A 23,717-nucleotide genomic window follows, 5' to 3' on the forward strand; every position below is an offset into this window, starting at 1 on the left:
GCCCCGCACCCCCCGGCCGGGTGGGACACCCCTGTGAGTGCAGGGGCGTCCCACCCGGCCGATCGTGTCCCGCGGGCCGGATCCGGCGGTCAGACGTCCTGTCCGCTGCCGCCGCCCGTCGACACCTTGACGCTCTTGGTGATCGTGTCGATGACCGACACGTCCTGGTCGGTGTCGAGACCGAAGCGGAGCACCACCATGCGCTTGGCGTCCGCGGGCGCCGGGAACGCCAGCGACTCGACATAGCCGTCCGCGCCCTTGCTCGTGACCGCCTTCCAGCGCACCAGATAGCCCTTCTGCCCGGCCACCGTCACCGCCTTCGAGGCGAGCACCTGGTGCGAGGTGATCGCGCCGTACGTCGTCCCGCCGTACGACTGCTCGGCGTTGGCCGCGATGTCCGCCTTCGCGACCTCCTCGGCCGTGCTGCCCTTGCTCCCCAGCACCTCGGCGGGCGACGAGTACACGCCCCCCTTGGTGCAGGTCTTGGTGGTGTCGCCCGGGCACTTGTAGGAGGCACCGGAGACGACCTGGACGCCCACGTTGAGCTCCTGGCCCGCCCAGCCCTTCGGGATGGGGATGCTGATCCCGTTGAGCGCGTCGGTCACCGACCCGCTCTTGATCGTCGGCGGCTCGGAGCCCCGCGGCGAGGGCGACTCCCCGCCGGACCCGCCCGAGCCGCCCTGGCCGTCGCCGTCCTGGCCGCCCGGGCCGCCGGGACCGCCCGGTCCCTGGGCCGTGCCACCGCCGCCGCCCGAGCCGTCGTCCTTGGCGAGCGCGTACACGCCGACCCCGATGCTGGCGAGGACGGCGACGGCTGCCGCCACGGCTATGCCCGTGCGCAGCCCCCGCCGTCGGCCGGCCGCGGGCGCCGCGGGATACCCCGGGTAGCCGGCCTGCCCGGGGCCTCCGGGGTACGCGGGGCCTCCGGGATACGCGGGGCCTCCGGGATACGCGGGACCTCCGGGGTACGCGGGTCCGCCGGCGTACGCGGGTCCGCCGGGATGTGCGGGACCTCCGGGATACGCCGGGCCCCCCGGGTATCCCGGCTGCCCCGCCCCGCCGGGGTGGGCCGCGGGCGCGCCGTCGGCCGCGGTCTGCGCCGGCGGACCCCAAGCGGCGGCCGAGCCCGCGGCGCGGGTCTGGTCCGTCCATGCCTTGCCGTCCCACCAGCGTTCGGTGGCGGGACCGTCATTCGTCTGCCCCGGATCGGGATACCACCCGGGAGGAGTCACCTGCGTCATACCCCCACCGTATGAGGCGTCGGTGAGATCCGGATGAGAGGGAGCGCACTCCGTCGGAACAGGCCCCCGACGCCCGGCCGCCTAGGTGGCGCGAATTCGACGTCAATTCGGTGCGCGTCACTCGCCGTTGACGTCATGGGGGCACTTCCGCAGGCCCGCCGGGGCCTTCGGCGTCGCGAGCCGTCACCCGTCGAGGCGGGACCTGCGCGGACAGCCCTCCGCGCGAGCCCTCGGAGAGCTACGCTCGACGTCGGTACGTCGTTCGGGCGACTTGGGGAGGTAGCGGGATGACGGAGGTCAGGCCGGCGGCGGCCGCCTCGGCTTCCCTGTGGGAGCGCGACGCGGAGGTCGCCGCCATCGCGCAGGCGGTGGAGACGCTCTGCGCCGACCGGTCCTCCACGGGTCACCTGCTGGTGCTCCGCGGCGAGGCCGGATTCGGCAAGACCGCCCTGCTGGCCGAGACGCGTCGCATCGCCGAGGCCCGCGGCTGCGCCGTCTGGTCGGCCCGCGGCGGCGAGACACTGAGGTCCGTCCCCTTCAACATGGTGCGGCAACTGCTGCAGCCCGCCCTGATGTCCCTGCACCCGGAGGAGGCCCGCGAGTACCTCGGCGACTGGTTCGGCATCGCAGGTCCCGCTCTCGGCATCGTCGAACCCGGAGAGGGCCACGCCGACCCGCAGGGCGTGTGCGACGGCCTCGTCGCCGCCGTCACCCGGCTGGCCAGGCGGGACTACCCGCTCGTGCTGCTCGTCGACGACGCGCACTGGGCCGACCAGGAATCCCTGCGCTGGCTGGCCGCCTTCGTGGAACGCCTCGACGAACTGCCGGTCCTGATCGTCGTGGCCCGCAGGCCCGGCGACGTGAAGGCCGACGCGGCCCGCCACCTCGACGCCGTCGGGGAGGCCGCGGGGCGCGCCGTCACCAGCCTCAGCGCCCTGACCCCGGCCGCGGTCGCCGGCCTGACCCGGGCCACCCTCGGCGACCACGCCGAGGCCTCGTTCTGCCGCGAGGTGTGGGCGGTCACCGACGGCAACCCGTACGAGACCGTCGAACTCCTCGCCAAGGTCCGCGACCGCGAGCTGACGCCGAGCGAGTCCTCCGCCACCGAACTGCGCGCCCTGAACCGGGCGGCCCGCGGCGGAGGACTCGTCGACCGCCTGGAGAAACTCGGCGTCGACGCCACCAAGTTCGCGATGGCGGCCGCGATCCTCGGGGCCGACATCTCCGTGGCCCAGGCCGCCCGGCTCGCCGGCCTCGGCCGTGACGACGCGGCGCGCTGCGCCGAACTGCTGCGCAGCGCCCGTATCCTCACCGAGCCCGATCCCGCCGCCGCCCCGGCCGAGGACGGCGACCTGGAGTTCGTCCACCCGCTGATCGCCTCCGCCGTCTACGACTCCATCCCCGGCGGCCTGCGCACGGCGATGCACGGCATCGCGGCCCAGGTCGTCGCCGACGCCGGGAAGGGCCTCGCGGCCGCCTCCCGCCATCTGCTGCAGGTGCACGCGGAGGGCGACGAGGAACTCGTCGAGCAGCTGCGCGAGGCCGCCCGGGAGCACCTCGCCGTCGGCGCCCCCGACGCGGCGCGCCGCTGTCTGGAACGGGCCCTGCGCGAACCGCCCGTGCCCGACGTCCACGCGCGCGTGCTCCACGAACTGGGCTGCGCCACCCTGCTCACCGCACCGGCCCGGACCATCGAGCACCTGCGCAAGGCGCTGTCCCTGCCGGGCCTGGGCGGCGACGAGCGGGTCGACGCCGTCTACCGCCTCTCCCAGGCGCTGCTGCACAACGACCAGCTGGGGGAGGCCGTCCGCACGGTCGAGGCGGAGGCCGCCCGGCACGCACCCGGACCCGCGCGGCTGCGGCTGCAGGCCGTCCAGTTCATGTGGGAGGGCGTGAACGCCGGTGACCCGGCCTCCGCCCGCCGCTCCGAGAAGCTCGCCACCCTCGCGGCGGCCTGCACCGGCCGGGACAACTCCGAGCGCGCCCTGCTGATCCTGCGCGGGTTCGACCTGATGACCCACGGCGAGAACGCCGAGGAGGTCGTCGAGTTCTGCGACCGCGCCCTCGTCAACGGCCGTCTCGCCCCAGGGCTCGGCTGGACCGACCAGGAGTGGGGCATCGAGCTGCTGATGATGCTGGCCAGCTCCTATGCCTACACCGACCGGCTCGACCGCGCCGACGTCCTGTTCAACGAGGCCCTGCGCGCCTATGTGTCGGCCGGCTGGAGCGGCGGTCACCTCGCCCTGGCCCACGCCTACCTCGGTCTCGGGCTGCGCCGAAGGGGGCGTCTGAAGGAGGCCGAGGAATCGCTCACGGAGTCCCTGCGCCTCGCCGAACGCGTCGGCCGCGGGCTGCCGTTGTACTGGTCGGCGACCTGCAACCTGGTCGACACGCTGCTGGTGCGCGGCCATGTCGACCGGGCCTGGGAGGTGGCCGAACAGTACGGCTTCGCCCCGCCCTACCCGTCGACGATCGTGCTGCCCGATCCCCGTTCGGTGCGCGGCCGACTGCTGCTGGCCGTCGGCCGGGTCCAGGAGGGCGTCAACGAGCTGGAGGAGGCAGAGAAGGCGGCGGCGGCCCGCGGCCACCTCAACCCGGTGATGGTGCCCTGGGCCGTCGACCTGGCCCGGGCTCTCGCCGTGGAGGACCCGGCACGGGCCGGCCGGCTCGCCGCAGAGGCCCGCCGTCAGGCCGAGCGCTTCGGCACCGACACCGCGATCGGCGAGGCGCTGCGCTGCGCCGCGGCCCTGGAGACGGGGCAGCGTGCCGTACGGCTCGCCCAGCAGGCGGTCACCTACCTGGAACTGTCGCCCTGCCAGTTCGAACACGCCGCCGCGCGGATCGAGTACGGCATCCTCTCCCGCTCGGTCGCCGAACTCGGCCGGGGCCTGACGCTGGCGCGCTCCTGTGGCGCGGACGGCCTGGTGGAGAAGGCGCAGCAGGCCCTGCAGGGGCTCGGCGCACCCCAGGTCGGCCTGGTCCCGGGCCAGACCAGGCGATAGGCGCGACAGCCGGGCCGAAGGCCCCACCCGGCCTGCCCGTCTGGTGCTGGCCGCCCGGTCTGGTGCCGGCCGCCCGGTCCGGTGCCGGCCGCCCCGTCTGGTGCCGGCCGCCCGGTCCGGTGCCGGCCGCCCCGTCTGGTGCCGGCCGCCCGGTCCGGTGCCGGCCGCCCGGTCCGGTGCCGGCCGCCCCGTCTGGTGCCGGCCGCCCCGGTCTCGTGCCGGTCGCCAAGTCGGGTGCCGGCCGCCCCGGTCTCGTGTCGGCCGCCCCAGTCGGGTGCCGGTCACCCGGTCTGGCGTCGGTCGCCCCGGTCCGGTGTCGGTCGTCCGGTCCGCTGCGCGGGCGGGCCCGTGCAGCAGTGGGTCAGGCCGTCACGTCGTCCTCCTCCGCCAGAACCCGCTGGGCCGTGGCGAAGGCCGAGTTCGCGGCCGGGACCCCGCAGTAGACGGCCGTCTGGAGCAGCACCGCGCCGATCTCCTCGGGGGTGAGTCCGTTGCGGCGGGCCGCCCGGACGTGCATCGCCAGCTCGTCGTAGTGGCCGTGCGCCACCAGCGCGGTCAGAGTGATCATGCTGCGCTCGCGGCGGTCGAGCGTCGGGTCGGTCCAGATCTCCCCCCAGGCGTAGCGGGAGATGAAGTCCTGGTATCGGGCGGTGAACGCGTTCTGCCGCGACTGGGCCCGGTCCACGTGGGCGTCGCCCAGCACCTCGCGCCGCACCTCCATGCCCCGCTTCGCGGGTCCGTCGAGATGCGCCCGCAGCACGGTCAGCACGGCCTCGGGACACTGCGCGGGAGCGAGGTGCGAGGCCCCCGGCAGTTCGACCAGCGTGGCGTCCGGCACCGCGTCCGCGATCTCCCGCAGATGCGCCGGCGGCGTCGCCGGGTCCTGGCGGCCGGCGATCAGCAGGGTCCGCACGGCGATCTCCGGCAGCCGCTCGCGCAGATCGAACGCGGCCAGCGCGTCACAACACGCGGCGTACGCCGCCGGGTCCGCCGCGCGGTGGTCCGCGATCAGCTCCGGCACGGTGAACCCCGGCGTGAACCACCGGGCGTCCGCGGTCTCGACGAGCCCCGCGAGCCCCTCCGCACGCACCAGCGCGGCCCGCTCCTCCCACGGCCTCGACCCGTTGAAGTGGGCGGACGAACAGATCATCGCCAGCGACGACACCCGCTGCGGGCAGTGCAGCGCCAGATGCAGGCCCACCGCCCCGCCCAGGGAGACGCCCGCGTACGCGAACCGCTCCAGGCCGAGGGAGTCGGCGAGCGCCAGCACCAGACCGGCGAGGTCGCCCACGGTGGCGCCGGGACCGATCAGGTCGGCGGCCGAGCCCCCGTGCCCGGGCAGGTCCCAGCGGACCACCCGGTGGGTGGCGGACAGTTCGGGCGCGATCTTGCCCCATACGGCGTTCGAGGTGCCCAGGGACGGGCCGAGCAGCAGCGGGGGGCCCGAGGACGGGCCCTCGGCGCGGTGGTGGAGAAGGCTCTCGGTCAACGTCGCTCCAGCGCACGGTCGGTGAGGGCTCCGGCGGAGCCGGTGTAGTGGGCGGGGTCGGTGAGCTCGCCGAGGTCGGTCCCGGTCAAGTCCGGTTCGTCGGCGAGCAGTCGGCGCAGTGGCAGGTTCTCGGCGTAGGCGCGCCGGGCGAGTTCCGTGAGCAGCTCCTTGGCGCGGGCGCGGCCGAGCAGCGCCGACAGCTCGGCGGACAGCCGCTCGGAGACGATCAGTCCGTGGGTGAGGCCGAGGTTCGCGCGCATCGCGTCCGCGTCCACCCGCAGTCCTTCGGTGAGTTCGGCCGCGTCCCGGGCGGCTCCGCCGACCAGCCGCAACAGGTCCCTGAGCGGCTCCCACTCGGCGTGCCAGGCGCCGGCGGGGCGCTCGTCCTGTGCGGCCAGCGACCCGTAGAGCACGGCCGCGAGCTGCGGGGCGCGCCGGGCGGCCGCCGCGATCAGCGTCGAGCGCACCGGGTTCGCCTTGTGCGGCATGGCCGAGGAGCCGCCCCCACGGCCCTCGGCCACCTCGCCGATCTCGGTGCGGGCGAGTGTGAGGACGTCCGCGGCGATCTTGCCGAGGGCGCCCGCGGTGAACGCCAGACAGCCGGCGAGGTCGGCGACGGGCGTGCGCAGGGTGTGCCACGGCAACAGGGGTGCCGCCAGACCGAGTTCCCGGGCGAAGGCGGCGGGAAGTGCCGTCGCGTCCTCGGCGCCGTACGCCGTGAAGGCGGCCAGGGTCCCTGCGGCGCCGCCGAGTTGGGCGGGCAGCGAGTCCCGTACGGCCGTCACCCGGTCCCGGGCGTCCAGCACCAGGGAACGCCACCCGGCCGCCTTCAGCCCGAACGTGGTCGGCACGGCGTGCTGGGTCAGCGTCCGCCCCGGCATCGCCGTGTCCCGGTGCGCCGCGGCGAGGCCGGTCAGTGCGTTCCCGGTGCGGTCGAGGTCGGCGAGGACGAGGCCGAGTGTGCGCACGGCGACCAGCATCGCCGCCGTGTCCATGATGTCCTGGCTGGTCGCGCCCCGGTGGACGTACGGTCCGTGCCGTTCGCCGGTCGCCGCCGTCAGGTCGGCCACCAGCGGGATCACCGGGTTTCCGCCGTCGCGGGCGCGCTCGGCGAGGGAGCGCACGTCGAAGCCGTCGCCCTCCGCGGCCGAGGTGACCGCGGCCCCGGCCCCCTCAGGGGCCAGACCCAGCGCCTCCTGGGCGCGGGTGAGCGCCGCCTCCGCGTCGAGCAGCGCCCGCAGCCAGGCCTGGTCGGCGGTGGCGGAGGCGGCGGGGGAGCCGGTCCACCCGGGGGAGAGCAGACCGCTTCCGTACGGGACGTCGGATGGCGCAGGTGTCACTGGAACTCCAGGAAGACCGTCTCGCCTTCGCCCTGAAGGCGGATGTCGAAACGGTAGGTGCCGAGCGGCCCGTCCGTGGCGATCAGCGTGCCGCGCCGCGCCGGGTCCACCCGCCGCAGCAGCGGGTCGGCGGCCAGCACGGCCTCGTCGCCGGGCAGGTAGATCCGGGTGTAGAGGTGCACGAGCAGGCCGCGCGCGAACACGCAGACGCTCAGGTACGGGGCGCTCCGGCCGCGCGCGCCGGGCCGCAGCGTGCGCGCCGACCAGTGGCCGTTCGCGTCCGTCTGGATCCGTCCCCACCCGGTGAACTCCACCCCGTTGCGGCCGAGGAAGCCGCCGCTCGACGGGTCGCGCCGCATCGAGCCGTCGACCTGGGGGACATTGCCCTCGGGGTCCGCGCCCCACAGCTCCACGAACGCGTCGGGCAACGGGTTGCCCTCACCGTCGTACACGAAGCCCTGCAACGCGATGGTGTCCGGGTGGCCGGCCGGGGCGATGTCGCCGCCGCCGGGGAACGGCAGTGCGTGGCCGTAGAAGGGGCCGACCGTGTGCGACGGCGTGGGCAGCACGCTCTCCGGACGGCTCGTGTCGATCTTCGTCATGGCGGCTCAGCGTCCTTCTTCGATCCAGGTGGCGTGCGGCCCGTCGAGCACGATGTCCCAGTGGTAGCCCATGGAGAACTCGGGCACCGAGAGGCTGTGGTCGTAGGTGGCGACCAGTCGCTGCCGGGCCGCGTCGTCCGTGACCGACTGGATGATCGGGTCGTACGGGAACAGCGGGTCGCTCGGGAAGTACATCTGCGTCACGAGCCGCTGGGTGAACGCCGTGCCGAACAACGAGAAGTGGATGTGGGCCGGCCGCCACGCGTTGAGGTGCTGACGCCACGGGTAGGGGCCGGGCTGGATCGTGGTGAAGCGGTAGAAACCGGTGTCGTCCGTCAGCGTGCGGCCGACGCCCGTGAAGTTCGGGTCCAGCGGCGCGTCGTGCTGCTCACGCTGATGGGCGTACCGCCCAGCCGAGTTGGCCTGCCAGATCTCCACCAGCTGACCGCGGAGCGGATGTCCGTCGCGGTCCAGCAACCGGCCGGAGACCGTGATCCGTTCGCCGACAGGCTCGCCGGTGTGCTGCCGGGTGAGATCGTTGTCGATCTCCGTGATGTCCCGCTCGCCGAAGGCGGGGGAGGACAGCTCCACCAGCTCCGGGTCCTGCGTCACGTCGATGGTGACCGGCGCCTGCCGCGGATGGCGCAGGACGGAGGAGCGGTACGGCGCGTAGTCGCGCCGCGGCTGGTGCTCCACGGGCGCGCCGCCGGCGAGCCGCTTCTCGTACGCGGCATGCTCGGCCGCGATCTCCAGGTCGATGTCGGCTTGCGTGAGAGTCATGGCGTTTCCCGTGTTTCCTGACGTTCGAGGACGGGGACGAGACGCCGGCCCGCTGCCGATGCGGAGGGTGGCGGCCTCCACGCCGCCGCCAGGGCGGGCGAGCCGGGCAATTAATCAGGGCACTGATTATTGTTCCGAGGATTTCCACACGCTGCCATCGGAGACGCTCCCCGTCAAGACCCCAGGCAGAGCGGGTGAGCAGGTCCGGCGGCACGCGGGATCCCGTCGAGTGCAGAGGAGTATCGTTCAGTGCACCGATGAAACCTCGGGACGAAGACGGACGTCGACTCCACGCAGAGGAGCGCACATGGCAGCGGTGGACCTCACCCGCCACCCCGGGCATCTCGCCCGACGGCTGCAGCAGGCGCACTACCTGTTGTGGAACACGATGGTCTCCGAGGAGATCACCTCCCCGCAGTTCGCGGTGCTCAACGCGCTCGTCGCCGAGCCCGGCCTCGACCAGCGCACGGTGGGGGAGCGCGTGGGGCTCGACCGCTCCACCGTCGCCGAGGTGATCAGCCGGCTCATCCGCCGGGAACTCCTCGACAAGGTCCGCGACCCGCAGGACGGGCGCCGCTACCTGCTGGGACTCACCGAGGAAGGGCTGCGCACCCACCGCAGGCTCACCGTGCGCACGGCCCGGATGAACCAGGTCTTCCTCTCGCCGCTCTCGGCCGCGGAACAGACGGTGTTCCTCGAACTCATCCAGCGGGTCTCGGACGCGGCCGAGGGGCTGCGCAATCCGGGGGAGCCGCTGAGCGCCCCGTCCTGATCGCCCGGCTCCTCCGCCGGGGCCGGCGGGCCGTTGCGGACGTCCAGGACGTCCCGGACGTCCCGGTAGTCCGCGCCGCCTCTCCGGACACACCGCCGCGTCCCGTCCCGGCAGACCGGTCACGGCGCGTGCGGCACGGGCCTGTCCGCCGACGACGCGTTCGAGGCCGGCGACGCGTTCGAGGCCGAGGACGCAGAGGAGGCCGGGGCAGCGGAGGCGTTCGCGAAGACCACCCACACCTGCCCCCGGGCGAAGGCGACCGGGGCGCCGTCGGCGGTGGTGAAGTCGGTGCCCTCCGTCGCCGTGCCGCGTTTCCAGTTCACCTCGTAGGCCCGTCCGTCCCGCAGCACCTGCGCCTTCCCCGAACCCACCGTCTCGGTGTACGGCGTGTTGTTGCCCAGGAAGTCGTGGAAGCGCGACGCGCGCACCTTCACGTACTGCACGATCACCGTGGCCGGTGCGAGGGGCTGTCCGTCGCTCGTCCCGGTCGCCGTGCCGTCCGTCGAGACCAGCCAGCCCGCCCGGCTCGCGGACCAGGTGAAGGTGAAGCGGGCCGCCGGGTAGCGCACGGTGCGCGAGGCCGTCGTCGTGCCGCCCGAGGGCGCCGGCCCGTACCGGAAGCCCGTGGTCAGGGCGGCTGCGCCCGGAGCGGAGGGCAGCAGACGGCTCGGGCGCACGAACAGGTTGTGCGGGGCCGCCCGGTCCACGCCGCGGAAGTACGCGCCGGACGCGTCGGAGGGCGTGACGGCGTCCAGCGGCGCCCTGTCGATCAGCGGCAGCAGCCTGCCCTGCGCCCCGGAGAACGCCAGCACCGGCTGGTGGAACTGGCGCAGCAGCTCAAGATCGGACTCGCGGGCGCTGCGCACCGGACCGACCGCTTTCGGCAGTCGCGTCGCGTACACGGCCATCAGCCGGCTCAGCCCGCCCTCGACCTGTTCCACGTACACGACGTCCGCCGCGTCGAGACCGGTCTGCGGTCGTGCGGGCGGCGCGTTGTCGATCTTCACGGCGAGCACGGGGGCGGCGACGGCAGTCGGGCGGTCCCCGCCTGGGCTCGGTTTCTGCGACGCGCTGCGGCCGTCGTCCCCCGAAGGCTCCCGCGACGTCGTGCAGCCCGACGTGAGCGAGACCGCCAGCGCGGCGGCCAGCGCCGAGGCCAGCAGCGCCGCCGCGGCCGGGGAGCGTCCGGCGCGCACAGCGCGCGCCGGACGTCTGGAGCGTTTCGGACGACTCGGAACTCTCGCGCTCATCGTGTCCACCCCGTTCGGTGTATCGATTGTGCGCTCGTCGGACGACGGCGGCCATCCGTGACCGCGAGCGGCCGTCGCCGCGGTTCGGGGGCCGGGGCACGGGTACCCGGGCGGCAGCCAGGACCCGGGACCCCCGGACCCGCCGGGACGGACCGGCCGGCGGAGGGAGCGCGGCACGATGAAGGCTGTGACCTGGCAGGGCAAGCGGGACGTACGGGTGGACACCGTGCCCGACCCGACGATCCAGGAACCGACGGACGCCGTCATCCGCATCACGTCCAGCGGGCTGTGCGGCTCCGACCTGCACCTGTACGAGGTGCTCACCCCGTTCATGACCCCGGGCGACATCCTGGGACACGAGCCCATGGGAATCGTCGAGGAGGTCGGCGCGGCCGTGCCCGATCTGAAGGTCGGCGACCGGGTCGTGGTGCCGTTCCAGATCGCCTGCGGCAACTGCTGGATGTGCCTGAACTCGCTGCCCACCCAGTGCGAGACCACGCAGGTCACCGGCGAGGGCATGGGCGCCGCGCTGTTCGGCTACACCCGGCTGTACGGCGCGGTGCCGGGCGCCCAGGCCGAGTACCTGCGCGTGCCCCAGGCCCAGTTCGGCCCCATCAAGGTGCCCGAGGGCCCGCCCGACGACCGCTTCGTCTACCTCTCCGACGTCCTGCCCACCGCCTGGCAGGCGGTCGAGTACGCGGATGTGCCGGAGGGCGGCAGCGTCGCCGTGCTGGGCCTCGGCCCCATCGGTGACATGGCCTGCCGGGTGGCCCAGGTGCGCGGAGCCGGACAGGTCTTCGGCGTGGACCTGGTCGGCGACCGGCTGCGCCGGGCCCGCGCGCGGGGCGTGGAGACGTACGACCTGCGCAGCTTCGACAGCGAGAAGGAACTCGTCGCCGCCATCCGCGACGCGACCGACGGCCGCGGCCCGGACGCCGTGATCGACGCCGTCGGCACCGAGGCGCACGGCAGCGCGGCCGCCCGGATGGTCCAGAACGCCTCCGCGCTGCTGCCGCGGAAACTGAGCGGCCCGCTTGCGGAACGTTTCAGCGTCGACCGCCTCGCCGCCCTGCACACCGCCATCGAGCTGGTGCGTCGCGGCGGAACGCTCTCCCTGGTCGGCGTCTACGGCGGCATGGCCGATCCGCTGCCCATGCTCACCATGTTCGACAAGCAGCTCCAGATCCGCATGGGCCAGGCGAACGTGCGCCGCTGGACCGACCGGATCCTGCCCTACCTCACGGACGACGACCCGCTCGGCGTCGACGACTTCGCCACGCACCGGGTGCCGTTGTCGGAGGCCCCGCACGCGTACGACATGTTCCAGCACAAGCAGGACGGCGCGGTGAAGGTCCTGATGACGCCGTAGCCGCCGGGCCGGCTGCGGGGCGGTGGACGGTCAGGGGCGCGGCGGCGCCCCGAGGATCTCCGCCAGGTCGTAGCGCACCGGTTCCTCCAGCTGGGCGTACGTGCAGCTCTCCGGGGTGCGGTCCGGGCGCCAACGGCAAAAACGCGCCGTGTGCCGGAACCGCGCCCCGTTCTCCATGTGGTCGTACGCCACCTCGACCACCCGCTCGGGCCGCAGCGGCACCCAGGACAGGTCCTTCTTGCCCGACCAGCGGCTCGGCGCCCCGGGCAGCCGGGCGCTCTCGTGCGCCGCCTCGTCCGACCAGGCCGCCCACGGGTGCCCGGCCCCCTCCGGCATCCGCAGCGGCTCCAGTTCCCCGACCAGCTCCGCCCGGCGTTTCATGGTGAAGGCCGCACAGACCCCCACGTGCTGGAGGACGCCCGCCTCGTCGTGCAGGCCCAGCAGCAGCGAGCCCACCACGGGCCCGCTCTTGTGGAAGCGGTATCCGGCGACCACGACGTCCGCGGTGCGCTCGTGCTTGACCTTGAACATCGCGCGCTCGTTCTGCAGGTAGCGCAGACCCGGCGGCTTGGCGATCACCCCGTCGAGGCCCGCGCCCTCGTACTCCTCGAACCACTGGCGGGCCACTTCGACGTCGGTCGTCGCCGGCGCGACGTGCACCGGCGCCGTCACGTCGGCCAGCGCCCCGGTCAGAAGTTCCCGCCGGTCGCTCTGCGGCGCGTCGAGGACCGCCTGGTCGGCCAGCGCCAGCAGGTCGAAGGCGACGAAGGAGGCCGGCGTCCGCTCGGCGAGCGTGCGCACCCGGGAGTCCGCCGGGTGGATGCGCTCCGTCAGCGCGTCGAAGTCGAGCCGTCCCTCCCGGGCGATCACGATCTCGCCGTCCAGCACACACCGTTTCGGCAACCGCTCCCGCAACGCCTCTACCAGCTCGGGGAAGTACCTGGTCAGGGGCTTTCCGGTGCGACTGCCCAGTTCGATCTCGTCCCCGTCCCGGAAGACGATCGCGCGGAATCCGTCCCACTTCGCCTCGTACTGCATGCCCGGGGGGATGGTCGCCACCGACTTGGCGAGCATCGGCTTCACGGGCGGCATCACGGGCAGATCCATGGTGCGATTCTGCGCGCCGATCGCCTCGGCCGCCCGGCGGGCGGGGCCGCCGGGAGCGCGGGCGAATCCCCGGGGTGCGCGCGCATGCGAGTCGCCAGGGGTGTGTCTACCGTGGCTCGCATGGGCGATGCGGTGGAACTGCAAGCAGCCGGCCGGACGGTGCGCCTGTCCAGCCCGGACAAGGTGTTCTTCCCGGAGCGCGGCTTCACCAAGCTGGACCTCGCCCGCTACTACCAGGCGGTCGCCCCGGGCATCCTGCGTGCCCTGCGCAACCGCCCCACCACCCTCGAGCGCTACCCCGACGGAGTGACCGGGGAGTCCTTCTTCCAGAAGCGGGCGCCCAAGAACATGCCCGACTGGATTCCGACCGCGCACATCACCTTCCCCAGCGGACGCAGCGCCGACGAGATGTGCCCGACGGAGGAGGCGGCCGTCCTGTGGGCCGCCCAGTACGGCACCCTCACGTTCCACCCGTGGCCGGTGCGGCGCACCGACGTGGACCGCCCCGACGAACTGCGCATCGACCTCGACCCGCAGCCCGGCACCGACTACGACGACGCCGTCCGCGCCGCCCACGAACTGCGGTCCGTGCTGGACGAGTTCGGCGGACTGCGCGGCTGGCCGAAGACCTCGGGCGGGCGCGGCCTGCATGTCTTCGTGCCGATCGAGCCGCGCTGGACCTTCACCCAGGTCCGGCGCGCCGCCATCGCCGTGGGCCGGGAGATGGAGCGGCGGATGCCGGACCAGGTGACCATCCGCTGGTGGAAGGAGGAACGCGGTGAGCGCATCTTCGTCGACTACAACCAGACCGCCCGCGACCGCACCATCGCCTCCGCCTACTCCGTGCGCCCGCGCCCGCACGCTCCCGTCTCGGCGCCCCTGCGCTGGGAGGAAGTGGGCGAGGCCCGCCCCCGCGACTTCGACATCGCGACCATGCCCGCCCGTTTCGCGGAACTCGGCGACGTCCACGCCGACATGGACGACCACGCCTTCTCCCTCGACGCCCTCCTCGACCTGGCCCGGCGCGACGAGCACGACCACGGCCTCGGCGACCTGCCGTATCCGCCGGAGTACCCGAAGATGCCGGGCGAGCCGAAGCGGGTGCAGCCCAGCAGGGCCAAGAAGGGGACGCCCGACGCGGGAGAGCCCCCGGCGGGCGCCGCAGCTCCCTGATCCGCCCCGCCGCGCAGAGGGCACGTCCGACGTGACGGCTGCCGCCGGTGGTGTCGCGTGGTGCAGCGGGGCGGTGGCGTGGCACGGGCTGGTTCCGGGGTGCTGCGGGGCAGTGGCCTGGCGGGGCGTCGCCGGTGCGGCGAGAGCGCTCTCATCCGCGCGCCCGGGCCGCCCGGCCGACCGGTGGTCCGGGGCTATCCTGATCCGCAAGCCGGCCAGGAGGAGCCCCGAAGTGACCGAGACAGTGTCGCGTCCCACGCTGGAGGCCGTGGCCGAGCGGGCCGGGGTCTCCCGGGCGACCGTGTCGAGAGTCGTCAACGGCGGGGACGGCGTCCGGGAACCGCTCGTCGAACGGGTGCGGCAGGCCGTGGAGGAGCTCGGCTACGTGCCCAACCAGGCCGCGCGCAGTCTCGTGACGAAGCGGCACGACGCCGTGGCCGTCGTCATCGCCGAGCCGGAGACCAGGGTCTTCGCCGACCCCTTCTTCGCGCTGCAGCTCCGTGGCATCAGCAAGGAGCTGACCGCCCACGACAACCAGCTGGTACTGCTGCTCACCGAGGGCCGCGACGACCATGCGCGCGTCGCCCGCTACCTCGCCGGCGGCCATGTCGACGGGGCGCTGGTCTTCTCCCTGCACCTCGACGACCCGCTGCCGGGTCTGATCCAGGGCGCGGGGGTCCCGACCGTGTTCGGCGGGCGGCCCGGCTGGAGCGACGGAACCCGCGACGTGGTCTACGTGGACAGCGACAACCGCGGCGGCGCCCGTGACGCCGTACGCCTGCTGGCCGGTCTCGGCCGCACCCGCATCGCGCACATCACCGGCCCGCTCGACCAGACCTCCGCGGCGGACCGGCTCGACGGGTACCGGGAGGTCATGGGCGACGCCGACCCGGGTCTGATCGTCGAGAGCGACTTCACCCCCGGCGGCGGCGAACGCGCCATGCGCGCGCTCCTCGAGCGGCGTCCCGACGTCGATGCCGTGTTCGCCGCCAACGACCTCACCGCCTCGGGCGCGGTGCGCGTACTGCGGGAACGAGGCAGGCGCGTGCCCGAGGACGTGGCCGTGGTCGGCTTCGACGACATGATGCCCCTGGCCGAGCAGACCGATCCGCCGTTGACGACGGTCCGCCAGGACATCGAGGAGATGGGCCGGATCATGGCCCGCCTCCTGCTGCGCCGCCTGGCGCGGCGCACCGTCGAGGGCGATCCGGGCGGCGTCGACGGCCCCGATGCCCCGGTGGTGCTGCCGACCACGCTGGTGCGCCGCGCGTCGGCCTAGGCCTAGACCGGCGCGCCGCGGCGACGGCCCCACACCCGGGGCGCCGGACCGGGCAGGGGCAAGCCGGACCGGGCAGGATCACGCCGGGCCGGGCGCCGGGCCGGCGTGCCGCGCCCCCGTCCTGATGCCGTGCTCGCCTCAGCCGCCCTTCGCCGTCCGGTCGGGTGGCCGCAGCGTCATGCCTCCCGCGGGATGCTCCTGATCACCGCGAAGCGTGCCCCGTAGGGGTCGGCGAGCTTGGCGATGCGGCCGACGCCCTCCACGTCCGTGGCCGGCATCCGCACCCCGCCGCCCCGGGCCGTGGCCTCGGCGACGACCGCGTCCACGTCGGTGACCTCGAAGTACGGCAGCCAGTACGGATCCGACCCGGCCTCCGCGGGATCGTCGGCCAGCGGGACGATCCCGCCGAACATCGCCTCCTCCCCGCCGCCGGCCGGGTTGACGCAGGTGTACGTGCCGCCGGGGAAGGGGGCGGCTGAGGTCTCCAGGCCCAGTGCGGTGCGGTAGAACGCGGCAGCCGCGGCGATGTCCGGCGTGTACAGCTCCACCCAGCACAGCGAGCCGGGTTCGTCCGCCATGTCCACGCCCTTCGTCAGGGCCGGCTCCCAGAGGCCGAAGGCGACGCCCGCCTGGTCGGCGAGGACCGCCATCGTGCCCTGTCCCATCACGTCCATCGGGGGGAGCAGCACTCTGCCGTGCGCCTGCTCGGCGGCCTTGGCGGTGGCCTGCGCGTCGGTCGTCCGGAAGTAGACCGTCCAGGACGGCGGCCCCTGTTCGGGGGTGGTCTGCATGCCGCCCGCCACGGTTCTGCCGTCCAGCTGGAAGAAGCCGTAGCCGCCGGCGTCGGGTCCCGCCGACCGGAAGCGCCAACCGAAGAGCGCGTCGTAGAAGGAGGTGGCGCCGTCGATGTCGGGAGTGCCGACGTCGACCCAGTTCGGAGCGCCGTCGACGAAACGGGTGGTGAGCATCATCGCCCTCCTCGGAAGGGGTCCCGTTCTCTGCACTGCCGAGTCTGGCACCGCCCACCGACAATCGCTGCCGGAGCGGAGCCGCCTTTCCGGGCGTCCGCAGGCGGCCCGCACGTCACCCCGGGCCCCGACGGCCCGGCCGCTCCGCGCGCCGTCGTGCGGCCCGTCGTCGGCGACGCCATCATCGAAGCGGCGCCAGCACGCGGTCTGCGCGTCGGTCTGCACCGCAGCGCACCGGCGCGCCGAGGCGCCACGGCGGCACGGGACCCGTGGTGCCGCGCGTATACCCGGCGTTGATCGAACGTTTTGCGCCGCCGGGCACTGTTCTGGCCATGTACACCGACACGATTCCCACCCCCGACCTCTCCTGGCAGCGGGAGGCGCTGTGCGCGCAGACGGGGGCGGACTTCTTCTTCCCCGAACCCGGCAGTTCGGTGCGCGAGGCCAAGCGCATCTGCGGTATGTGCGACATGCGCCCCGCCTGCCTGGACTACGCCCTCGCCCACGACGAGCGCTTCGGCGTCTGGGGCGGCCTCTCCGAGAAGGAGCGCCTGCAGATCAGGCGCACCGCCGACTGACCGTTGCCGCGGCGGCCGACCGACCTGTGCCGCGACAGCGGAACGACCCGTCGCCGTCCCCGAATTCGAAAGACCGCGTCGCGGGGGTGCGGTTAAGATCCGGGGGCGGGTTCGGGCGTGGCGCGGAGGCAGGCGCATCGCCCCGCACAGGCGATCACGCCGGATTCCGTCCGGCCGTCCCGAACGCGTGCGCGGTCCCGTGGAGCAGAGGCTGACTCGACACCCGGTCTGGGTGCCATCGCAGGTTCGCGTCCTGTCGGGACCACGGCACGAAACACAGGGGCGGGCCGGGGGGCAGGGGCGAATGGGCGAGGAGAGCACGAAGGCGGCGGAGACCCACCAGGTCACCGACACGGAGCTGGCCGCCTTCCACCGGATCGTGGGCAAGCTGCGGGCGATGCCGGTCGACGATCCCGTACGGCTGCACGCCGAGCGGGTGGCCACGTCCTTCGCACGCGACGGATGGCGGCGCAGGCGCCGCATCCGGGGCGCCGAGGCGACGGCCGCCGATGCGGCGACGACGGCCGCCACCGCCACCGGCGCACCGGACCGGCGCGAGGACGCGCCCCTCGTGAGCCGCGGCGAGGGCGGCCTGTTCCACCGGTCGCGTCCCTGCTACGTCTGCAAGTCCTCCTATCGGGAGGCCGACGCGTTCTACCACCGCCTCTGCCCCGTCTGCGCCGCCGACAACGCGGCCCGTCGCGCTCTGAGCACCGACCTGAGGGGGCGTCGGGTGCTGCTGACCGGCGGCAGGGTCAAGATCGGCTTCCAGCTGGCGCTGATGATGCTGCGGGACGGCGCGGAGATCGTCGTCACCTCCCGGTTCCCGCACGACGCCGTCCGCCGTTTCCGGGCCGAGCCGGGCAGCGAGCGATGGCTGCACCGGCTCACGGTCCTCGCCGTCGACCTGCGCGACCCTCGGCAGGTGCTGGGGCTGTGCGAGGAACTGCGTCAGGAGGGCGAGCCGTTCGACATCCTCGTCAACAACGCCGCGCAGACCGTGCGGCGACCGCCCGAGTCCTACGCCCTGCTCGCCGCAGGGGAGCGCGACGTCCTGCCCGGGGGCGCCCGACGGGCGCCGGGCTTCACGCCGATGCGGATGCTGGAGGGGCTCGGCGGCACGCTGTCCGCGCTCCCGGCCGCGCTGCGCGAGGCCGACGAGGCAGGGCTGCTGCCCGACCCCTCCCCGGAGAACTCCTGGTCGGTCCGGCTCGGCGCGCTGGACCCGGCCGAGGTCCTGGAGACCCAGCTGGTCAACGCGCTCGCCCCCGCTCTGCTGTGCGACCGGCTGCTGCCGTTGCTGCTGGCGTCGCCGCATCCGCGCCGGTACGTGATCAACGTGACCGCGGTCGAGGGCCGGTTCGCGGTGCGCAACAAGATGCCCGGGCATCCGCACACCAACATGGCCAAGGCCGCCCTGAACATGCTCACCCGCACCAGCGCCGCCGCACTCGCCGAGCAGGGCGTGCACATGTGCGCCGTCGACACCGGCTGGATCACGGACGAGAATCCGGCGCCGAAGAAGGCCCGGATGGCGGGCGCGGGATTCCGTACGCCGCTGGACGTCGTGGACGGCGCCGCGCGCGTGTACGACCCGATCGTGCGCGGCGAGGCAGGGCAGCCGGTCTCGGGAGTGTTCCTCAAGGACTACCAGGAGGCGGACTGGTGAGCGAGGCCGGGCCGGGCGCGGACCGGTCCGCGCCCGGCCCGACCTCGGCAGGCCTCTCGTCGGCCGGACCGAGCGGGAGGTCGGCCGCCGGCCGGACCGTGTGGGCCGTGAGGCCTGCCCGGCCGCAGGACGCCGCCCGGACCGTGTCGCCGTAAGGCCTGCCCGGCGGCATGAGGCCGCGGACGGCGAACGGCCCGCGCCGCGAAACCGTTTCCGCGTGCGAGCCGTTCGTGGTGCGTAGTGCGTGGTGCGTAGTGCGTGGTGTGTGGTGCGCGGGGCGCCGTGCCGTCAGCCCGCGGCGCGGGCGGCCATCCGGGCCTTGCGCGCGGCCAGCTTCTCGTCGAACTTCAGGGCCTCGGCGTCCAGGCCGCCCATGTACAGGCCGAGCTCCTCCTGCGCCTGGCGCCCCTCGGGACCGAGGCCGTCGATCTCCATGACCTTCAGGAAGCGCAGCACGGGCTGGATGACGTCGTCGTGGTGGATGCGCAGGTTGTAGATCTCGCCGATCGCCATCTGTGCGGCGGCCCGCTCGAAGCCGGGCATGCCGTGGCCGGGCATGCGGAAGTTCACGATGACGTCGCGCACGGCCTGCATGGTGAGGTCGGGTGCGAGCTCGAAGGCGGCCTTCAGCAGGTTGCGGTAGAAGACCATGTGCAGGTTCTCGTCGGTCGCGATGCGCGCCAGCATGCGGTCGCAGACCGGGTCGCCGGACTGGTGGCCGGTGTTGCGGTGCGAGACGCGGGTCGCGAGCTCCTGGAAGGACACGTACGCGACCGAGTGCAGCATCGAGTGACGGTTGTCCGACTCGAAGCCCTCGCCCATGTGGGCCATCCGGAACTGCTCCAGCTTGTCCGGGTCCACCGCACGTGAGGCGAGGAGGTAGTCGCGCATCACGATGCCGTGCCGGCCCTCCTCGGCCGTCCAGCGGTGCACCCAGGTACCCCAGGCGCCGTCCCGGCCGAAGAGCGAGGCGATCTCGTGGTGGTAGCTGGGCAGGTTGTCCTCGGTGAGGAGGTTCACGACCAGCGCGATCCGGCCGATCTCGGTGACCTTGGACTGCTCCTTCCCCCATGCCTCGCCGTCCTCGAAGAAGCCGGGGAAGTTGCGGGCGTCGCTCCACGGCACGTACTCGTGGGGCATCCAGTCCTTGGTGACCTTCAGGTGCCGGTTGAGCTCCGTCTCGACCACTTCCTCCAGCGCGAACAGCAGCTTGGCGTCGGTCCAGACGGCCGGATTGCCGAGGTGAGGAGAGGTGATCGACACGAGGAACTCCAGGGGACGTGAAGCGGAGCGGAACCGTCCGGCGAGCGGAACCGGAACTTACGGGATCGTAGGCTACGAATCCGTAGGTTATGAAGCCGCAGACTAAGCAGGGCGTAAAGATCGCTGATCAGCCGGGTTCCCCGGGCGATTCGGGGCATGCCGAACAGCCCCGGGGAATCGCAGGTCCAGGGCTGAAAAGGTGATCCGGTCACCCGGTCAGGCGTACAGCTCCCGCAGCCGCACCGAGAGGCATGTCACACAGCCCTCGAGTTTCTCGAACTCGCCGATGTCGACGAGGACGGGCTCGTGACCGAGATCGGCGAGCAGATCCGCCGTCTTCGGCGCACTCGCCGCCATGAGCAGGTGGGGGCCGCCGAGGAGCACCACGTGCGCGCCGGCCTCCTCGGGCACCGACAGGAAGCGCGGGAACAGCGACGGCCGGTCCACCTGGGGGATGTGACCGATCACCGTGCCGTCGGGCAGTGCCGTGACCGCCGACTTCAGGTGCAGCACCTTGCTCACCGGCACCGCCACCACGGTCGCCCCGAGCGGTTCGAAGGCGGCCCGCAGCTGCTGGACGCCGGCAGCGTTGGTCCGCCCGCCCCGGCCGACGTAGATCGTGTCCCCGACCTTGAGCACGTCGCCGCCGTCCAGCGTGCCGGGCTCCCAGATCCAGTTCACGGAGCAGCCGAGGCGCGCCACGGCCTCCTCGACGCCGACGGTCTCCTCACGCCGGGTCTCTGCGCCGGAGCGCGCGATCAGGGCGACGTTGCGGTACATCACCACCGTGTCCTCGACGAACACGGAGTCCGGGCAGTCGTCGGCCGGATCGACCTCCACCGTCTCCCAGCCGTGCGTGCGCAGGGCGTCGGCGTAGGCCTCCCACTGCTCCAGGGCGAGCTCCACGTCGACCTTCTCCCGCTCGACGTGCGTCACCAGGCCTTCGGCGAGGCGCGGGCCGGGGCGGCGGATGAGGACCTTCTTGCTGGGCACGTCCAGGTCTCCGAATCGGGTGGAAGACCGGCGCCTCGGGCGCGGCGCCGGTCAGCCATCATGCAGCGCGGGACCACCAGGACAAAACCCCTCAGTAACAATGTGGCCCTCCCGAGACCCGCGCGGGGCGACGGGAGCCCCTGGGCCGTGTCCCGCCCTAGGCGGAGTCCGCCACCTCCTGCGCGGTCGTCTCCCTCAGCGTGCCGTCCATCAGCAGCCAGCGTGTGATGCCGATCGACTCCAGGAACGGCAGGTCGTGGCCGGCCACGATCAGCGCCCCCTCGTAGGACTCGAGCGCCGTCGTCAGCTGGCGCACGCTCGCCATGTCGAGGTTGTTGGTCGGCTCGTCGAGCAGCAGCAGCTGCGGCGCCGGCTCGGCGAGCATCAGGGCCGCCAGCGCCGCCCGGAAGCGCTCCCCGCCGGACAGGGTCGCCGCCTTCTGGTCGGCGCGGGCGCCCCGGAACAGGAAGCGGGCGAGCCGGGCCCGGATGCGGTTGTTGGTCGCTCCGGGCGCGAAGCGCGCCACGTTCTCGGCGACCGTGAGGTCGCCGTCGAGGACGTCGAGGCGCTGCGGCAGGAAACGCAGCGGCACGTGCGCGTGCGCCTCGCCCGCCTCCGGCGCCAGCTCCCCGGCGATCGTGCGCAACAGCGTCGTCTTCCCGGATCCGTTGCGTCCCACCAGCGCCACCCGCTCGGGGCCGCGCAGATCGAAACCGCCCTCCACGCGCGCGCCGTGGGCGAGCCGCAGATCCATGAGGGTGAGGACCTCACGCCCCGGGGGCACGGCCGTGTACGGCAGGTCGACGCGGATCTCGTCGTCGTCGCGTACGGCCTCCACGGCGTCGTCGAGCCGGTCCCTGGCCTCGGCGAGCTTCTCCTCGTGCATGATCCGGTGCTTGCCCGCCGACTCCTGCGCCGCGCGTTTGCGCGCCCCCATGACGATCTTGGGCTCCCGTTTGCTGTCCCACATCTTCTGCCCGTACCTCTTGCGGCGGGCGAGCTTGACCTGGGCGTCCACCAGTTCGCGTTTCTGTTTGCGCAGGTCGGCCTCCGCGACGCGCACCATGCGCTCGGCGGCCTCCTGCTCGGTGGCCAGGGCCTCCTCGTAGGCGGTGAAGTTACCGCCGTACCAGGTGATCTCCCCGGAGCGCAGGTCGGCGATCTGGTCGACGAGATCCAGCAGCTCCCGGTCGTGGCTGACCACGACCAGCACGCCCGGCCAGGACGTGACGGCCGCGTACAGCCGCCGCCTGGCGTAGAGGTCGAGGTTGTTGGTGGGCTCGTCCAGCAGCAGGACGTCCGGCCGGCGCAGCAGCAGAGCGGCCAGCCGCAGCAGCACCGACTCGCCGCCGGAGACCTCACCGGTCGTCCGGTCGAGGTCGACGTGGCCGAGCCCGAGCTCGCCGAGGGTGGCCAGGGCGCGCTCTTCGACGTCCCAGTCGTCGCCGACGGTCTCGAAGTGCTCCTCGGCCGCGTCGCCGGCCTCGATGGCGTGCAGGGCGGCCCGCCGGTCGGCGATGCCGAGCGCCTGGTCGATCCGCAAGGACGTGTCCAGGGTGACGTTCTGCGGGAGGTAGCCGACCTCGCCCGCGACGCGCACGGCGCCGTCGGCGGGGGTCAGTTCTGCGGCGATCAGCTTCAGCAGGGTCGACTTGCCGGAGCCGTTGACGCCGACGAGTCCGGTGCGGCCGCTGCCGAAGGCGACGTCGAGGTCGTCGAAGACGGGGGTTCCGTCGGGCCAGGAGAAGGCGAGGGAGGTACAGGTGATGGACTGATGCAAAGCGGGCCTCGTGGGTGCGTGTGCGGTCAGGGACGACACGTGTCGAGACACCGGAGGGCGGCGACCACCGCGGCGAGCGGGGCAGCGCGGAGACAGCACGAAAAGCCCTGCTCCGCCGGGACGGCTCGAGGCCGAGGTCGCACGCTGCGCACACACCGGCAAGGGGTGTGGCGCGGGTGTCTCGGGACCTCAGACGAGCAACGTCCTACTCCGATCGGCGGCAACAGAAGCGCTTCACACCGTAGGAGGGCACAGGGAGGGCCGTCAAAGGATTTACGACGGGTCAGCAGGCGTCCCGCATCAGCTCCGCCAAGTCGTGGTCCAGGTCGAGCTGACGGTGCTCCGTGCCCACGGGCACCAGCTCGCTCGCCGCCTGCAGGAAACGGCGGATGTCGGCCGAGTGGACGTGCACGACGGCGGTTCCCTCGGGCGCGTGGAACTCCAGGACGGTGCGGTCGTACCCGTAGGGGCGTACCCGGACGTCGCCATGACCCTCGGCGTCGTGCAGGCCGGCGGCGAGCAGTTCGCGCGAGAACGTCCAGCAGACCTCGACGCCCTCCAGGGTGGCCGGGGCCGGGAAGGTCATCCGCACGGCGAACGGGTCGAGGCGGTCGTAGTGCAGGGTGGCGGGGATGTTGGGCATCCGAGGCGCGGCCGCGACGAGACGGGCCTCTACGAGCTGTTCGATGACGGTGGACAACGCCTTGCTCCCTCGTGACGGCGGGACGAAACTCCGGGCGGTGGGACCGGACACAGGAAGAGACGCCGGAACCGGCCGATCCGTGCACACCACTGTCAAGTGACCTCGGTCACCGCGTTTCATGCACGGGAGTGACTCAGCTCTCCTGCCGTGCCCGGTAAGGCGGTTGGGGCGGACGAGGGCCTCTGGACGCCGGCGGGAGCCTGGACTAGCTTCCCCCGCCATGAGGCGCTTGGGGAAGACGCGACGCACGGTACGGACAGCGCGGGGCCGCGGCCGGGCAGCGGCGGCGGCCTGCGGGGCGGCGCTCGCGGTGCTCACGGCGCTGCCCGCGCACGCCCGCCCGGCGCCGCCGGCGGCGC

The 23,717-nt window shown here is 73.3% G+C and carries 19 protein-coding genes and 1 tRNA gene; 8 read left to right on the forward strand and 12 right to left on the reverse strand.

From position 1 onward, the window contains the following. Positions 1 to 89: 89 nt before the first annotated feature. Complete coding sequence (locus tag ACN6LD_RS33030; protein WP_445045088.1) at positions 90 to 1,241, reverse strand: DUF2510 domain-containing protein; 1,152 nt, start codon at positions 1,239 to 1,241, stop codon at positions 90 to 92. A 287-nt stretch (positions 1,242 to 1,528) separates the two neighbouring features. On the opposite strand from ACN6LD_RS33030, the gene ACN6LD_RS33035 reads away from it, so the two are divergent. Continuing rightward, positions 1,529 to 4,243, forward strand: coding sequence for an ATP-binding protein (locus ACN6LD_RS33035; protein WP_445045089.1), 2,715 nt, complete (start codon positions 1,529 to 1,531; stop codon positions 4,241 to 4,243). Positions 4,244 to 4,604: 361 nt separating this feature from the next. Here ACN6LD_RS33035 and pcaDC read toward each other — a convergent pair whose 3' ends face one another. The 4 genes from pcaDC to pcaH are packed head-to-tail and all read right to left on the reverse strand — an operon-like array spanning position 4,605 to position 8,454. Then, the gene (gene pcaDC, locus ACN6LD_RS33040; RefSeq protein ID WP_319186994.1) at positions 4,605 to 5,732 is read right to left on the reverse strand and encodes a bifunctional 3-oxoadipate enol-lactonase/4-carboxymuconolactone decarboxylase PcaDC; all 1,128 of its coding nucleotides are present in this window, start codon (positions 5,730 to 5,732) and stop codon (positions 4,605 to 4,607) included. Then, a complete protein-coding gene (pcaB, locus tag ACN6LD_RS33045) occupies positions 5,729 to 7,072 on the reverse strand; it encodes a 3-carboxy-cis,cis-muconate cycloisomerase (protein WP_319186993.1) in 1,344 nt (447 codons plus the stop codon). The genes pcaDC and pcaB overlap by 4 nt, the downstream gene beginning before the upstream one ends. Continuing rightward, positions 7,069 to 7,674, reverse strand: a complete 606-nt coding sequence (gene pcaG / locus ACN6LD_RS33050; RefSeq protein WP_319186992.1) for a protocatechuate 3,4-dioxygenase subunit alpha — start codon at positions 7,672 to 7,674, stop codon at positions 7,069 to 7,071. Before pcaG ends, pcaB begins: the two co-directional genes overlap by 4 nt. 6 nt (positions 7,675 to 7,680) lie before the next feature. After that, positions 7,681 to 8,454, reverse strand: a complete 774-nt coding sequence (gene pcaH / locus ACN6LD_RS33055; RefSeq protein ID WP_319186991.1) for a protocatechuate 3,4-dioxygenase subunit beta — start codon at positions 8,452 to 8,454, stop codon at positions 7,681 to 7,683. Between the two features lie 307 nt (positions 8,455 to 8,761). Here pcaH and ACN6LD_RS33060 point away from each other — a divergent pair, with 307 nt between their 5' ends. Continuing rightward, complete coding sequence (locus ACN6LD_RS33060; RefSeq protein ID WP_319186990.1) at positions 8,762 to 9,226, forward strand: MarR family winged helix-turn-helix transcriptional regulator; 465 nt, start codon at positions 8,762 to 8,764, stop codon at positions 9,224 to 9,226. Positions 9,227 to 9,345: 119 nt separating this feature from the next. Here the strand turns inward: ACN6LD_RS33060 and ACN6LD_RS33065 are convergent, their stop codons facing one another. Further along, complete coding sequence (locus ACN6LD_RS33065; protein ID WP_445045090.1) at positions 9,346 to 10,422, reverse strand: DUF3048 domain-containing protein; 1,077 nt, start codon at positions 10,420 to 10,422, stop codon at positions 9,346 to 9,348. Positions 10,423 to 10,654: 232 nt separating this feature from the next. On the opposite strand from ACN6LD_RS33065, the gene ACN6LD_RS33070 reads away from it, so the two are divergent. Next, on the forward strand, positions 10,655 to 11,845 hold the full coding sequence (locus ACN6LD_RS33070; protein WP_445045091.1) for a zinc-dependent alcohol dehydrogenase: 1,191 nt from the start codon (positions 10,655 to 10,657) through the stop codon (positions 11,843 to 11,845). Between the two features lie 30 nt (positions 11,846 to 11,875). On the opposite strand, the gene ACN6LD_RS33075 is transcribed toward ACN6LD_RS33070, so the two are convergent. Further along, positions 11,876 to 12,952, reverse strand: coding sequence for an ATP-dependent DNA ligase (locus ACN6LD_RS33075; RefSeq protein ID WP_445045092.1), 1,077 nt, complete (start codon positions 12,950 to 12,952; stop codon positions 11,876 to 11,878). Positions 12,953 to 13,072: 120 nt separating this feature from the next. Here ACN6LD_RS33075 and ligD point away from each other — a divergent pair, with 120 nt between their 5' ends. Further along, positions 13,073 to 14,125, forward strand: a complete 1,053-nt coding sequence (gene ligD, locus ACN6LD_RS33080) for a non-homologous end-joining DNA ligase (RefSeq protein WP_319186986.1) — start codon at positions 13,073 to 13,075, stop codon at positions 14,123 to 14,125. Positions 14,126 to 14,357: 232 nt separating this feature from the next. Further along, positions 14,358 to 15,404 carry a LacI family DNA-binding transcriptional regulator gene (locus ACN6LD_RS33085; RefSeq protein ID WP_445045093.1) on the forward strand — a complete coding sequence of 349 codons (1,047 nt, stop codon included), beginning with the start codon at positions 14,358 to 14,360 and terminating at the stop codon, positions 15,402 to 15,404. Positions 15,405 to 15,580: 176 nt separating this feature from the next. On the opposite strand, the gene ACN6LD_RS33090 is transcribed toward ACN6LD_RS33085, so the two are convergent. Continuing rightward, on the reverse strand, positions 15,581 to 16,372 hold the full coding sequence (locus ACN6LD_RS33090; protein ID WP_445045098.1) for a VOC family protein: 792 nt from the start codon (positions 16,370 to 16,372) through the stop codon (positions 15,581 to 15,583). Positions 16,373 to 16,704: 332 nt separating this feature from the next. Here ACN6LD_RS33090 and ACN6LD_RS33095 point away from each other — a divergent pair, with 332 nt between their 5' ends. The 3 genes from ACN6LD_RS33095 to ACN6LD_RS33105 all read left to right on the forward strand — a co-directional run bounded on the left by ACN6LD_RS33095 (position 16,705) and on the right by ACN6LD_RS33105 (position 18,619). Next, entirely contained in the window at positions 16,705 to 16,950 is a 246-nt protein-coding gene (locus ACN6LD_RS33095; RefSeq protein WP_057582756.1) for a WhiB family transcriptional regulator, read from the forward strand. Between the two features lie 193 nt (positions 16,951 to 17,143). Further along, positions 17,144 to 17,215: transfer RNA gene (locus tag ACN6LD_RS33100), tRNA-Gly, on the forward strand. A gap of 39 nt (positions 17,216 to 17,254) precedes the next feature. Next, complete coding sequence (locus ACN6LD_RS33105) at positions 17,255 to 18,619, forward strand: SDR family oxidoreductase (protein WP_445045094.1); 1,365 nt, start codon at positions 17,255 to 17,257, stop codon at positions 18,617 to 18,619. Positions 18,620 to 18,907: 288 nt separating this feature from the next. Here the strand turns inward: ACN6LD_RS33105 and ACN6LD_RS33110 are convergent, their stop codons facing one another. The 4 genes from ACN6LD_RS33110 to ssgD all read right to left on the reverse strand — a co-directional run bounded on the left by ACN6LD_RS33110 (position 18,908) and on the right by ssgD (position 23,355). Then, positions 18,908 to 19,882: an acyl-ACP desaturase gene (locus ACN6LD_RS33110; RefSeq protein ID WP_319197257.1), complete on the reverse strand. Its 975-nt coding sequence runs from the start codon at positions 19,880 to 19,882 to the stop codon at positions 18,908 to 18,910. 216 nt (positions 19,883 to 20,098) lie between these two features. Continuing rightward, positions 20,099 to 20,875 carry a dimethylargininase gene (gene ddaH, locus ACN6LD_RS33115; RefSeq protein ID WP_445045095.1) on the reverse strand — a complete coding sequence of 259 codons (777 nt, stop codon included), beginning with the start codon at positions 20,873 to 20,875 and terminating at the stop codon, positions 20,099 to 20,101. A 157-nt stretch (positions 20,876 to 21,032) separates the two neighbouring features. Continuing rightward, positions 21,033 to 22,655 (reverse strand): ABC-F family ATP-binding cassette domain-containing protein, encoded by a 1,623-nt coding sequence (locus ACN6LD_RS33120; RefSeq protein ID WP_319197255.1) that lies wholly within the window; start codon positions 22,653 to 22,655, stop codon positions 21,033 to 21,035. A gap of 283 nt (positions 22,656 to 22,938) precedes the next feature. Continuing rightward, a complete protein-coding gene (ssgD, locus tag ACN6LD_RS33125) occupies positions 22,939 to 23,355 on the reverse strand; it encodes a spore wall synthesis regulator SsgD (RefSeq protein WP_445045096.1) in 417 nt (138 codons plus the stop codon). Positions 23,356 to 23,717 lie beyond the last annotated feature (362 nt).

It is taken from the genome of Streptomyces sp. SAS_272 (genome assembly GCF_052543235.1).

What these genes read in the sequence shown, in the direction of transcription:
- ligD (WP_319186986.1), top strand. Translation starts at nt 13,073, where the DNA reads ATGGGCGATGCGGTGGAACTGCAAGCAGCCGGCCGGACGGTGCGCCTG.
- ACN6LD_RS33035 (WP_445045089.1), top strand. Translation starts at nt 1,529, where the DNA reads ATGACGGAGGTCAGGCCGGCGGCGGCCGCCTCGGCTTCCCTGTGGGAG.
- pcaG (WP_319186992.1), bottom strand. Translation starts at nt 7,674, where the DNA reads ATGACGAAGATCGACACGAGCCGTCCGGAGAGCGTGCTGCCCACGCCG.
- ACN6LD_RS33090 (WP_445045098.1), bottom strand. Translation starts at nt 16,372, where the DNA reads ATGCTCACCACCCGTTTCGTCGACGGCGCTCCGAACTGGGTCGACGTC.
- ACN6LD_RS33075 (WP_445045092.1), bottom strand. Translation starts at nt 12,952, where the DNA reads ATGGATCTGCCCGTGATGCCGCCCGTGAAGCCGATGCTCGCCAAGTCG.
- pcaH (WP_319186991.1), bottom strand. Translation starts at nt 8,454, where the DNA reads ATGACTCTCACGCAAGCCGACATCGACCTGGAGATCGCGGCCGAGCAT.
- ACN6LD_RS33095 (WP_057582756.1), top strand. Translation starts at nt 16,705, where the DNA reads ATGTACACCGACACGATTCCCACCCCCGACCTCTCCTGGCAGCGGGAG.
- ACN6LD_RS33070 (WP_445045091.1), top strand. Translation starts at nt 10,655, where the DNA reads ATGAAGGCTGTGACCTGGCAGGGCAAGCGGGACGTACGGGTGGACACC.
- ACN6LD_RS33030 (WP_445045088.1), bottom strand. Translation starts at nt 1,241, where the DNA reads ATGACGCAGGTGACTCCTCCCGGGTGGTATCCCGATCCGGGGCAGACG.
- ACN6LD_RS33105 (WP_445045094.1), top strand. Translation starts at nt 17,255, where the DNA reads ATGGGCGAGGAGAGCACGAAGGCGGCGGAGACCCACCAGGTCACCGAC.
- ACN6LD_RS33060 (WP_319186990.1), top strand. Translation starts at nt 8,762, where the DNA reads ATGGCAGCGGTGGACCTCACCCGCCACCCCGGGCATCTCGCCCGACGG.